This is a genomic window from Alkalicoccus saliphilus (genome assembly GCF_003044065.1).
Lineage (GTDB): Bacteria > Bacillota > Bacilli > Bacillales > Salisediminibacteriaceae > Alkalicoccus > Alkalicoccus saliphilus.
Window position 1 is genome coordinate 1 of record NZ_PZJJ01000013.1, and the last position, 12,202, is coordinate 12,202.

A 12,202-nucleotide genomic window follows, 5' to 3' on the forward strand; every position below is an offset into this window, starting at 1 on the left:
AAAACCTTTCGAACTCCTAGTTTTTACCAAAAATGCTAGGGTTCTTTCCTACGGGCTTTTTTCTTGAATATGTCCTTTGATAAACAAATATCATCTTATTTTTTCATTGACATACTACCGCAGGTCTATTAATACCTCTACCCGTATTATATCAACATCCTCCTTCCCGTGAAAGAAAAGCGGGTTGTTCCTCCGAAGATCTTTTTGTACAGTAAAAGAAAAACGGAGGTTATCTGATGGCCGTTATTACAATCCGCCCCTCAGTGGAGAAGGACGCCGGTGCTCTGCTGCAGCTTGCCCGCCTTACAGCAGAAGAAGGCTTTGGCCTCGCTTCTCCGCAAGAATTTTCCACTACAGCAGATACAATTAAAAAAAGAATTGCCACAGCCCAAAGTTTTTCCGGTGAAAGCTGTATGCTCACTGCGGAAGCAGGAGAAACAATCGCCGGTCAGCTTTCCTTTTTCCGGTCTCCGGAAGAAAAATACCGTCATCACGGAAGTTTCAGCATGAGTCTTTTTCCGGAATGGCGGGGCCGGGGTGCCGGTCAGCAGCTGATGAAATCTTTTCTTGCCTGGGCGGATACCGCCGAAGGACTGGAAAAAATCACGCTGGAAGTACTGGCCGGCAACGAGTCGGCACGGTCTTTGTACCGGAAATTCGGTTTTATCGAAGAAGGACGGCTCCTCCGTCATGTGAAATTCCGCGGCCGCTATGAAGATCTACTTCTAATGGCACGCCTGAAAGAAAGGAACGGTTTTTCTCCCCCTCGTGTTTAAACTGGAGAGCCTGTGGGAAAAGACACGTAAAATGTTTTAAAGGAGTAGATACGTATGGCACAGCACCGTTTAAACGAACTTGAAATAGGAAAGAATTATCTTGCAAAAGAACTCGACAGCTTCGTTTCCACAACAGATGTCGTTGTTCTGTCATCAAACGAAGAGCAGCTGTTTACTGATCCGGAACGGGAATACCGGGTTGCCGGTTCTTATAAAGGTTTTTTTGAACACTCGTCTGAAGACGGCGAAAAATACTTCCGTGAAAAAAGAGCGTACGTTGTAGAAAAAGTATAAGGTACCGCACAGAATGGCCCGGCTGAGGGTCATTCTTTTTTTGTACGTGCAAACAGACGGTTCTTCCCCGGGAGAAAGTTATAGAACAGCCCCCTGCGGAATCATTTCGGCTGTTTTTAAAACCAGGCTGCCTTGAAAATAAATGTCCGCTTTCGTTTCCATGGAGAAGCTTTCCGGGCGGGCCGGTTTCTGCTTCACTTCTTCTTCATGGAAAAAGAAATATTTTTGCTTTTCATGAGCCCTGTTTTTTATTCCATAAAACCGATACCCAGGCGACTTTTAAAAACAACCCGAAACTTTAACACATCCAAAAATTACGAGCCGCTATTTTTTCTTTTCTTTTTTCTTTTTTTCATTTCTCCAGGCATGAATCTGTGAGCTCAGACGGTCCATCTTCTTTTCGTAACGGACAAGCAGATACAGGGTAACCGCTCCCGGGAACCCTACGTTCTCCAGTAGTGTCGTCCATTCGTATGGAATCATCCGGCCTTCCCTCCTTTGTTCCGTCGTTTCTTTTCAAAGAGAAAAAACAGACGAAATTCACAACTGTCTGAAATTTATGCTTGCCGAATCAACCGTTCTGTCTTAATATAAGAACATACGTTCCTGTTCCGGTTGTGAGCCAGCTTCTTCTTCCTCCTTTATCTGGTAACAGCACGGAAGGGAGGATACCGAATATGCCAATCGACAACAAGCACCTTTCCCCACAGGAAAAAGAAGCTTTCAACAGGTTTCAGCAGCAGCATCAGCTGCTGTTTCAGAATCCTCTGATCCGTTCTTTTTTTAAACAAAGTGATCATCAGAAGCTTTTAACAAACTACCTTATCCAGCCCGATACAGCAGCCTGGAGAGCGCTGGACAATGCGTTCCGGGATTATTATACCGGTGTGAAAATTGTTCACTATTTATCACAGACACTGCACTGGAAAGCGGTGCAGTTTGATAAACAGCTCCGCCGGGAAGCCGAACGGTTCCTGCTCACTGCCGGAGAGGAAGAAGGAAGAAGTTATCCGGAAGATACGGAGGCTGGAGAAGATCTTGGCTGGCTGGAAAACCCCAGTCTGCCTCTCACTGAAAAAATCGGGGATCCCGCTCTTCTGGAATGCTGGAAAAAGCTCACACCAAGACAGCAGCAGGTACTTCACTACCGCTACAGCGAAGGGCTCAGCCTGACCGAAACAGGACGGATACTTCATATTACCCAGCAGGGAGCATCAAAAATTCATCAGACAGCTCTTAAACAGTTGAAGGAAGAATTAAAACAAAAAGGAGGCGGCGGAGAAAAATGAAAGAATGGAGACGATTAATTGAACAGGCGCAGGAAGGTCATGAAGCAAGCCGGGAAAAAATTCTGGAAAAGCTTGAACCGAAAATTAACAAATCCCTGCGTCAGACGACCTATCAAAACCGTGAAGATTTAAAGCAGGAGCTGATCATAAAAACACTCACAGCCATTCAGGAATTCGATACCCGTTCGGTCCCTGGTTTCTGGCACTTTGTTCAGGAGACAGCTCCGCCGAAAGCTGCCCGCCAGGCGGGAAAATAAACAAGGAGGGAGTCCATTTTTTAAAGAATGCTATGTTCATTGACAGCTGGAGAAACACTTCGCTTCCAACCGGCCTGCCGTGGAGGAGATTTTCGGGCAGGCTGCGCCCTATCCTCCAATCTCCTTTTTCCACGGGCCGGTTTCCGCTTCGTTTTTTCGTAGAAAAAGATAAGTTCTGCTTTTCGTGAACCCTGTTCTTTCTTCTGTAAAACCGGTGTCTGGGCAGAGACGCCTGCGGAAGCGCGCAGATCCTCCTGGACAAAAGGACGGCCGCAGGCAACTTTCAAAAACAACCCGGAGCTTTAACAGAGCTAAATAAAAAAGCGAAAAGCGCCCCGGAAAATTCCGGGACGCTTTTTTAACCTATTAATCTTCTACAAGCTCATACACACCGTCTTCGTTGTGCGTTTCCTGGCCGGTAATCGGCGGATCGAATACGCACACCATACGCATGTCTGTATGCGCACGGAGATAGTGCTCGTCGTGCTTATCAAGGGCATAGATTTCGTTAGCTTTGATCGGCCATACTTTGCCGTCTGCCACTGTTTCTACTTCCCCTTCTCCTTCGATGCAGTATACAGCTTCCAGATGATTCTGGTACCAGATGTGTGTTTCTGTACCTGCTTTAATAACTGTGTCGTGCACGGAATAGCCCATGTTGTCTTTTTTAAGAAGAAGACGACGGCTTTCCCAGTTGTCGGATTTCACGTGCTGCTCGGAATTAATAACATCTTCAAGACGTACTACTTTCATGATGAATGCCTCCTGTGATCTTTTTCGAATATTTTTTAGTTAGTTACTGTTTCTTCTTTTAGATTCATAGACTCAACAGCTTCCTGAATACTCTTTTCGATAATATCCAGTCCGGCCTGAAGTCCTTCCTCATCGATATTAATCGGTGGGAAAAGCTTGAAAACCTGGTCGTGTCCTCCGGCTGTTTCCATGATCAGACGATGTTCAAAGGCATGTTCTGCTACTTTCTCGCTGAAGCCTTCGACATCAGAAGAAATTCCCTGCATAAGGCCTCGCCCTTTCAGGCTTCCCTTCATTTCCGGATACTTCTCGATCATGTCGCTGAGGAACTTCGTTACTTTATCTGCTTTACGCTGAATGCTCTTTTCAAACTGTGGATCTTCCCAGTAAGTGAAAGATTCTGCCGCTGTAACAAATGCCATGTTATTACCGCGGAATGTTCCGTTGTGCTCACCCGGCTTCCATTTATCAAGCTCCGGCTTAATGAGCGTGATTGCAAGCGGCAGCCCGTATCCGCCGATGGATTTGGACAGGCAGATAATGTCCGGCTTGATGCCTGCAGGTTCAAACGAGAAGAACGTACCAGTACGGCCTACACCAGCCTGAACATCGTCCACGATAAGAAGAATACCCCACTCACGGCAGATTTTTTCCAGACGCTGCATCCATTCCATGCTTGCTGCGTTAATACCGCCTTCACCCTGTACTGTTTCAAAAATAACAGCAGCAGGTACGGCTACACCGCTTCCGTTGTCTTCAAGAAAACGCTCGAAGTACTCCAGTGGATCGTTGTCGCTTTCCACAAAGTTGTCGTAAGGCATCGTTACCGTATGGCTCAGTGGAATACCGGCGCCTTTACGCTTCATGGAGTTTCCTGTTACGGCAAGAGAACCGATCGTCATGCCGTGAAAACCGTTCGTAAAGCTCACAATGTCTGTGCGCCCGGTCATTTTACGTGCAATTTTCAGCGCGCTTTCCACTGTATTCGTTCCTGTTGGTCCCGGGAACATAACTCTGTAGTCCATTCCGCGCGGCTTCAGGATAATTTCATTCAGTTTATCAAGAAATTCTACTTTTGCGTCTGTTGCTTTGTCCAAAGAGTGCGTAATGCCGTCATCTAAAATATAATCCACGAGCTTTTTCTTCATTCCCGGCTCGTTGTGTCCGTAGTTAAGAGCTCCGGCTCCGGCGAAGAAATCGATATATTCATTGCCGTCTTCGTCCCAGATTTTATAGCCGCGTGCTTTCGTAAATACGGCCGGAAAGCTTCGTACATAGCTTCGTACACTGGATTCAAGTTCTTCAATAAGCTGTAGTTTGTTATTCATGGATCAAGGTCCTCCTAATTAATAGTTAGAAACCATTGTCTCAAGCGAGCGGTTTACTATACTCTTTGGTCAGTTGAACATTTTATTTTTTCAGCGGGCCGATGCGGTACGTGTATTCTGCTTCGCCCTCTTCCGGGAAAACATCCGCCGGAAACGTTTCTTTCACTTCAAAAGAAGTATCATATTGCTTTGCCAGTTTCTTAAACAGCGCCTGGGACGCAGAATTGTCTTTCGTAATTGTTGCCTCCAGGTATTTTACGTCACTGGCTGCTTCACGGGTCACCAATTCTTCCAGCATTTTGTAGCCGACGCCTTTTCCACGCTGGGAATCGTCGACCCCTACCTGCCAGACAAAAACAACGTCCGGATGTTCCGGCTGGATAAACCCTGTGATAAAGCCAACAACCTCGCTGCGCTCTTTGGCGACGACACAAGTTTCCGAGAAGTATTCTGCCATCATGATGTACTTGTAAGCAGAGTTAAGATCTAAAGATGTCTTCTTTGCCAGATTCCACATCCCCTGACCGTCTTCTTTGGACGGCTGCTCCAATGTGAAAGTCTCAATAACAGGAGTCGCTGTAGCGCTGTTACTCATAACAAAAAACCACCTTTACTTTTATTTGGCTGCGGGAAGAAATATTTCTTCCGGCAGATAATCTACCGTTTTTCAACACTTTTAATGATAGGCGGCTTTCAAACAATTCGCAAACGTACTAAATGGGCTTTAATAACCAAATAATTGTATGACTATAGCTTAATACCGGTCAGACCACTCGCTTTACAAATAACTGCCGAATATTAGCAATTACAGCGGATAGCTTGAAGTCAGACCTATTTTATACTAAAAATTGGAAATTAATTCGTGTTTTTCAGTCGTGGACCCGCAGTTTTCCAGAATATAAAAATGCGCTCCCAACGGCATTAGGTGTTTCCTCACAGAAAACACACTGGAAATAAAAAGCCAATTACCCTCGGCATAGAGCGCTTTGAAAGAAAATATAATGTCAGAAACCTTCCCTGCACCGGGTAAGATATAATAAAGAAAAATAGGTAAGGAGCTGCTTTATGAAAAGAAAAGCATGGATGACCGCGGGGATACTTTTTCTCGCTGTATACCTCGGTGTAATCGCCTGGCATCAGTTGAAGCCGATGCCGGAGGGCACGTCCTACGCCGGGGAGATAAGAATGATGGCCGAGGAGGAAATCGAATTTCTCCGGGATCTTACATATAATACGAATACTACTGGAGAAGAGCAGCTCGACCATGAAATTTTCGAAGAAATATTCTCTGCAGTGGAAGAAGCCGAACATTTTTTAATTGTCGACATGTTCATGGTCAATGAATTTTCTGATGAAGAAAAAGATTTTCCGGAACTGAGCCGCCGGCTTTCTGAAAAAATAGCTGTGCAGATGGAAAAGCACCCGGAACTGAAAGTTGCTTTTATTACCGACGAAATCAATACGACCTACTCCTCCCATCCGGCCCGTCACCTTGATCCGCTCGTTGAAAAAGGAGCGGAAGTTGTTTATGTCGATCTCGAAAGGCTGCGGGACCCGAATCCGATTTATACCGGTTTCTGGCGCATTGCTTTTCAATGGTTCGGACAGGAAGGAACCGGCTGGCTGCCGAACGGATTCGGACCAACAGCACCAGACGTCACTCTGCGGTCCTACTTAAAGATGGCCAACATCAAAGCCAATCACCGTAAAGCGGTGATTACCGAAAATGAGGGCATTATTACTTCCGCTAACCCTCACGATGCAAGCGGCTTTCATTCCAACACTGCTGTCAGAGTACGCGGGGAGATTTTATACGACATGGTGGAGTCCGAAAAAGCAGTCGCTGCTTTTTCCGGCGGAGACTTGAGTTATTTCCCCGAAGAGGAGGAGCTGGACGAGTGGATAGAAGTAGAAGATATCGAAGAGAGACCGCTTCAGGCACAGATCGTTACTGAACGAAAAATCGAAGCAGCTGCCCTCGAAGTGCTTAAACGTGCAGAGGAGGAAGACACGGTCTGGATCGGGATGTTTTATTTATCCGATCGGGACATTATGGAAGCACTCGTAAAAGCGGCAGCCCGCGGAGCAGAAGTCCGGTTAATTTTAGACCCGAATCAGAATGCTTTCGGTCAGGAAAAAATGGGGCTTCCGAATATCCCGGCAGCCGCAGAGCTGCTTTTTCGGGGAAATGATAATATCAGTATCCGCTGGTACGACACTCAGGAGGAGCAGTATCATACAAAAATTATGTATGTAGATCGTGGAAACACAGCCAATGTGATTGCCGGCTCTACCAATTTCACGACGAGAAACCTGAATGATTATAACCTGGAAAACAACATAAGCATTACAGCGCCTCCAGAAACTGCATTTATACAGGACGTCGACAATTATTTTCATAAGCTCTGGGATAACGAAGGTGCCGTCTATACGGCAGACTATGAGGAGTACACCGGAGAACTTTCTCCGATGATGTACGGACTGTATGTACTCCAGAAAGCATTTCGTTTTACTACTTATTAACGGCGGATGCCGGAAAAAATGAGCCCTGGCGGAGTGCTGATTAAGTCTTGATTTCAGAATAATGATTCTTCTGAGCGTATAGATTTTTCCTGCGCTCAGCCTTACTGTGGGGCTCGTCTTCAGCTGTTTGCCCTCTCCGACTTTGAAAAGGATCTTCCGACTTCGCTCCATCTGTAGTGCCCCCTTATCCTGGACACTCCTACATGAAAGAAAGGGCGGAATCAGCACTTTTTTTAGAAGAGAAAACTTCTTTTTATTTTCCTGCTGGAGCTGCAGCAGGTGACTCCGGACCGATGAAGGACGCGCGGAAGATCCGTTTGGGAGGAAGAAATCAGCTGAAGCCGGCCCGCCCGGAAAGCGTTCTGCGGAGGCGAAAGTAAGGAAACATATACGCCTGTATAAAAGACACTTTATAACCAGCCTTAAAACCGGAACGGCATAAAAGCTGTTCCGGTTTCTTCATTAACTATTGGACGCGGGTCATTGTTTCACGTGAAACGGGCATTTTCCTTTAATCGGCTCGGCATCGTCACCAATAAAAAACTGTTTCCATTCGTTGTGTTCCGGATCTCCGTAGTGGCTGATATCCGGATGCTTCGGCAGCTGGTCCCATACTTCCACCCGCTCACGCACTTTTTCACGGGACATCATACCGCCGGGCTGTGTACCTTCGAGCCCTTTAAAGATTCTTCTCGGCTGAAAACCGAGAATCAGACTGTTTCCAAGATCGCGGGTTTTCCGCTGCTTGTAAGCAGGAGCATTTCCGAATACGAAAATGGGCTCCTGATGGAAATGAAAGTCCCATAAATAATGTTCCGGATCTTTCGGCTGATCTCCGGGCCAGTTCATAGAATCGTTTTCGTGAAGATACTGCAGAAGGTCCCAGAAATAACTCCGGTAATATTCGATCGTTTTTCCCTCTTTTTCCGGTTCAATAAAAACAAACAGCCCGTGGCGAGCTGGAGATGGTTCGTCAAACAGTTTCAAAAAATCGCCGACAATATGGGGAAGCGGCGACCAGTCATCCCGGGAAACGCAGCCGTAACGAAGCTCCCCTTTTTTTTCCCCTTTCTGGCCGAAGTAGCAGGGGAAATCCTTTCTCGTAACAATGTTTCGAAACGTCTCATATTCGCGCTGGAACCATTCCGGCAGCCGCTCCGATTCCGCTATATAATTCTGCGTGAGCAGTTTCTTCATTAAAAGTCCCTTCTTTCCTGAGTTATCTAAAGGTCCATATTCCCTTTATACTGGAAACTAAACGACCCCTGCTTCCATTATGAAGGGAGCTTTTACATCTGCGGACCGATGAAAGCAGTTTAGTGTATACTTAAAAGACTTAATCAGCATTCCAAAAAAAGGAGACAACTTTTATGTACCGACTTTACTGCCGTTTCATTCAAAAAATTTTGCATGCAGCCTCTCCTTTTCTCCCCTGGCGGGAACCGGAAATTTTTCAGGGCCCGGGAAGCCTCCGGACGATCCCGGCATTAATTAAGGAGAAAAAGTGGAACAGAGTACTCGTTATTACTGATGAAGGCATCCGCCGTGCCGGCCTGCTCGACCAGCTGCTTCCGCTGTTGGAAGAAGCAGGTGTCCCCTATGCTCTGTACGAAGATACATCAGCAGATCCAACAATTGAAAACATCGAAGAAGCTTACAAATTGTATGCCCGGGAAAAATGTGATGTTCTTCTCGCATTCGGCGGAGGTTCCCCGATGGACTGCGCAAAAGGGACAGCTGCCCGTATTGCCCGACCTGAAAAAGATCTTTACGATCTCCGGGGACTTTTCCGCATATGGCGCACGCTCCCACCCGTTATAACGGTACCGACGACCTCAGGAACCGGCAGTGAAGCAACGTTGGCAGCTGTTGTGACGGAAAGCGTTACACATAAAAAGTTCACTATGATCGATCCGTCGCTTATTCCACGCTACGCTGTCCTGGATCCTCTTCTGACGATCAGCCTTCCTGCACATATTACGGCGGCTACGGGAATGGATGCCCTCACCCACGCGGTGGAGGCCTATATCGGAAAAAGCAATACTGCGTCAACCCGCATTCAGGCACGCCGGGCGGTAAAACTCATTTTTGAGAACCTCCCCGGGGTCTGGGAGAATGGAAGTGATACAGATAAACGGGAAAATATGCAGACCGCCGCTCACGAAGCCGGCAAAGCATTCACGAGAGCTTTTGTCGGCAACGTCCACGCTGCTGCCCATGCGCTCGGTGGTATTTATGGTGTGCCTCATGGCCTTGCGAATGCCGTTATTCTTCCCCACGTCCTCGAGCAGTATGGAAGCAGCGTATACCGGCCGCTTGCCCAGCTGGCTGATCTGACAGGCTGCAGTTCGCCCGATCAGACTACCGCCGAAAAGGCACGTTCTTTCATTCAGGCAGTGCGGGATATGAACGCATCTCTTCATATCCCGGCTTATATTGAAGGAATACAAGAGGAGGATATTCCCGTCATGATCGAGCGTGCTCTTCGGGAAGCCAATCCGCTTTACCCAGTTCCGAAAATTTTCACCAAGGCGGACATGCGGCAGATTTATCAGAAAATCAGTCCGCCGGTGGACTCCTCTACAACTGAAAAAAGAAATTAATCTTCTATATACGGCCTTGTTTACCGAATCGCTCCATCTGCTGTACGATAAGCGGACTGGCTGACCGTCCGCTGATAACGTCCGCCGCTTTTTGTTTTTCCTTCGATCTCCACGGATAAATTGTACGTTCCCTCTTCGTAAACGGGGAGGGTCATTTCCCGACCAAAAAGCTCTTGGCTGTACCGTAATACTTCTTCTCTCCCCGGGGTTCCGGCAGGATAAAACAGAAGTTCCATAAACATTTTGTCAGGAAATTCAGGAATTTCCCCGTCAGTATGCACAGTAAAAACCCCTTCTTTTTCCGTACGCTGAACATACAGTTTTTTATTAAGCGGCGAGTCAAAGCTTACGGTGAACCCATAAGGGAGATTTGGAAAACCATCGGAAGAAACCGTCCATTCACCCGGCGCTGGATTTTTCCACTGCAGCAGATGATGATAAATTCCATCGAAAAATCCTGTATCATCTTTAACAGCTTCCACGTCATACAATGCCGGCTCCTTCCCCGGGGAGGTTACTGTCAGTGTTTCAAGCTGCCGGGGGCTCATCCAGTTGATTACTATTTTCTCCGCTTCTTTTTCCACGTGAAACGTTTCCATTGGCTGTTGTTCCATACCACCACGGACGAGAATGTGGAGGGATGGTGCCTCCTCCTCCGCAGACTCACGTACAGGAGAAGGAGTTTCACCTTTCAATACCGGTTCTATAAGAGGAAATGCATTTTGCCCAAGATGTACCTGACCATGATTCCATCTTCCAACTGCGAGCATCTCCGCCCCGGGGAGAGATGCTCCTGAAGTGGATACTACACCGTCGTTTTCCCCGCCTATAAATCCGCCTCCGAACCAGTAGCTGCTGAAAATCGGTCCATTCCAGTTTCCTGCCATAGTATAGTAGCGGTTTTTGGAAACTTCTTTACGATTATCGGTAATTTCCCGAAAATAACTCATCGCTCCGGTCTGAAGGCTCTTTACTCCCTCATTGTTCCTCCCCGCCCACTCCGCGAGCCAGATAAACGGAGGGCTGGCGGCAAGATCTGCGAGTTCACTTCCGTAATGAGGAGAACCGATCGTCACTACGTCCGATACTAATTCATGTTTTCCCTCATGCACCAGTGCTGTCTGGGCGTCCACCCCGCCTTTGCTGTAGCAGATAAGCACCAGTTCTTTTCCAGGAGTAAGCAGATGAATTTTTTCCAGGTGGGAAGCCAGCAGCCGCCCGTTCTCCCAATAGCTTTTTGAATTTCCACAGGAATCATGGAGTTCAACAAACACTGTTTCATACCCGGCGGTCTGCGCTCTTTCACACATATCGTTACCTTCGTACCATATGGAAGAATCGTTCATGAGGCCCGGCACAAAGACGAGTACTGGTTTATCCAAATCGACGGATACCGGACTTTTCCCCCACCTTACATTCCCTGTATGCATAAGCTTCCTCCTTTTCCTGTAGAAGACATCCAGCAGAACTTCTTCACAATCTTTTAAAGATTTCTTTCCTTTGCTCTTTCAAAAAATTATATAATGAGAGGAAGGTGCCTTACACCCCTTTCTGCTAAATTAATACATTAAGGAGCGGATAAAGCATGAATACAAATTCCCCTTACAGCCTGCAGCAGCTGCAGAAAATGAAAATGGAACTGACCCGCTTTATGATGGCCTATGAATTTGCCCTTGATCAGATTACGACTAAAATCGAAAATTTAAGCCAGGAATTCCACTATACCCACGAATATAACCCGATTGAACACGTAAATTCCCGTCTGAAGTCGCCCGAAAGTATTTTTCAGAAAGTGCTGAAACGCAATCTGCCGCTCACCCTTCCCGCTATCGAAAAAAATATTACAGATATTGCCGGGGTGCGGATAATATGTTCTTTTCAAAGCGATATTTACGCACTGAAAGGAATGCTTGAACGCCAGGAGGATGTACGTATTGTAGAAGTGAAAGATTATTTTAAACAGCCCAAATCAAACGGCTACCAGAGCCTCCACCTTCTTCTTGAAGTACCCGTACATATGTCCAGTACGTCCAAAAAAATTATTGTGGAGGTGCAGATCCGTACAATAGCCATGGATTTCTGGGCAAGCCTCGAACATAAAATTTATTACAAATACAACCAGGCCGTACCTGACCGGCTTCGAAGCGAACTAAAAGAAGCGGCAGATTCCGCCTCCGCTCTTGACCGGAAGATGGAAAAGCTTCATCTTGAAATGAAGGAAATCAAAAAGACGGAAAGAGAAGAAGAACATCCGCTGGAGCTGATGCTCGCACACAGCCGTTTCTCCCTTCCAGAGGGATTTCTTAAAGCCGGAGAGTCTCCCGAAGAAGACTGAAGCTGAGAGAGAGGTTTCCTTTCTGTATCCTGTACTGGAGGCTG

Annotated in this window: 13 protein-coding genes; 7 read left to right on the forward strand and 6 right to left on the reverse strand. The window is 46.8% G+C overall.

Going from position 1 to position 12,202, the window contains the following annotated elements; translation table 11 throughout:
• Positions 1-236 precede the first annotated feature (236 nt).
• A complete protein-coding gene (locus tag C6Y45_RS09120) occupies positions 237-776 on the forward strand; it encodes a GNAT family N-acetyltransferase (RefSeq protein WP_107584918.1) in 540 nt (179 codons plus the stop codon).
• A 54-nt stretch (positions 777-830) separates the two neighbouring features.
• Entirely contained in the window at positions 831-1,070 is a 240-nt protein-coding gene (locus C6Y45_RS09125; protein ID WP_107584919.1) for a hypothetical protein, read from the forward strand.
• A gap of 324 nt (positions 1,071-1,394) precedes the next feature.
• Here the strand turns inward: C6Y45_RS09125 and C6Y45_RS09130 are convergent, their stop codons facing one another.
• Positions 1,395-1,553, reverse strand: a complete 159-nt coding sequence (locus C6Y45_RS09130; protein WP_107584920.1) for a YvrJ family protein — start codon at positions 1,551-1,553, stop codon at positions 1,395-1,397.
• A 194-nt stretch (positions 1,554-1,747) separates the two neighbouring features.
• Between C6Y45_RS09130 and C6Y45_RS09135 the strand changes: the two genes are divergently transcribed.
• Both C6Y45_RS09135 and C6Y45_RS09140 read left to right on the forward strand, forming a co-directional pair.
• The gene (locus C6Y45_RS09135) at positions 1,748-2,359 is read left to right on the forward strand and encodes a sigma-70 family RNA polymerase sigma factor (protein ID WP_107584921.1); all 612 of its coding nucleotides are present in this window, start codon (positions 1,748-1,750) and stop codon (positions 2,357-2,359) included.
• A complete protein-coding gene (locus tag C6Y45_RS09140) occupies positions 2,356-2,616 on the forward strand; it encodes a helix-turn-helix domain-containing protein (protein WP_107584922.1) in 261 nt (86 codons plus the stop codon). Before C6Y45_RS09135 ends, C6Y45_RS09140 begins: the two co-directional genes overlap by 4 nt.
• Before the next feature lie 366 nt (positions 2,617-2,982).
• On the opposite strand, the gene C6Y45_RS09145 is transcribed toward C6Y45_RS09140, so the two are convergent.
• The 3 genes from C6Y45_RS09145 to ectA all read right to left on the reverse strand — a co-directional run bounded on the left by C6Y45_RS09145 (position 2,983) and on the right by ectA (position 5,292).
• Positions 2,983-3,369, reverse strand: coding sequence for an ectoine synthase (locus C6Y45_RS09145; RefSeq protein WP_107584923.1), 387 nt, complete (start codon positions 3,367-3,369; stop codon positions 2,983-2,985).
• Between the two features lie 35 nt (positions 3,370-3,404).
• Entirely contained in the window at positions 3,405-4,697 is a 1,293-nt protein-coding gene (ectB, locus tag C6Y45_RS09150; RefSeq protein ID WP_107584924.1) for a diaminobutyrate--2-oxoglutarate transaminase, read from the reverse strand.
• 82 nt (positions 4,698-4,779) lie between these two features.
• Entirely contained in the window at positions 4,780-5,292 is a 513-nt protein-coding gene (gene ectA, locus C6Y45_RS09155) for a diaminobutyrate acetyltransferase (protein WP_107584925.1), read from the reverse strand.
• 470 nt (positions 5,293-5,762) lie between these two features.
• Here ectA and C6Y45_RS09160 point away from each other — a divergent pair, with 470 nt between their 5' ends.
• Positions 5,763-7,220, forward strand: a complete 1,458-nt coding sequence (locus tag C6Y45_RS09160) for a phospholipase D family protein (RefSeq protein ID WP_107584926.1) — start codon at positions 5,763-5,765, stop codon at positions 7,218-7,220.
• Positions 7,221-7,700: 480 nt separating this feature from the next.
• Here C6Y45_RS09160 and C6Y45_RS09165 read toward each other — a convergent pair whose 3' ends face one another.
• Positions 7,701-8,417, reverse strand: a complete 717-nt coding sequence (locus C6Y45_RS09165) for a YqcI/YcgG family protein (RefSeq protein WP_107584927.1) — start codon at positions 8,415-8,417, stop codon at positions 7,701-7,703.
• Between the two features lie 173 nt (positions 8,418-8,590).
• Here C6Y45_RS09165 and C6Y45_RS09170 point away from each other — a divergent pair, with 173 nt between their 5' ends.
• The gene (locus tag C6Y45_RS09170) at positions 8,591-9,823 is read left to right on the forward strand and encodes an iron-containing alcohol dehydrogenase (protein WP_107584928.1); all 1,233 of its coding nucleotides are present in this window, start codon (positions 8,591-8,593) and stop codon (positions 9,821-9,823) included.
• A gap of 20 nt (positions 9,824-9,843) precedes the next feature.
• Here C6Y45_RS09170 and C6Y45_RS09175 read toward each other — a convergent pair whose 3' ends face one another.
• Positions 9,844-11,253: an esterase/lipase family protein gene (locus tag C6Y45_RS09175; RefSeq protein ID WP_107584929.1), complete on the reverse strand. Its 1,410-nt coding sequence runs from the start codon at positions 11,251-11,253 to the stop codon at positions 9,844-9,846.
• A gap of 155 nt (positions 11,254-11,408) precedes the next feature.
• Here C6Y45_RS09175 and C6Y45_RS09180 point away from each other — a divergent pair, with 155 nt between their 5' ends.
• Positions 11,409-12,158: a GTP pyrophosphokinase gene (locus C6Y45_RS09180; protein WP_107584930.1), complete on the forward strand. Its 750-nt coding sequence runs from the start codon at positions 11,409-11,411 to the stop codon at positions 12,156-12,158.
• The last annotated feature ends 44 nt before the right edge of the window (positions 12,159-12,202 follow it).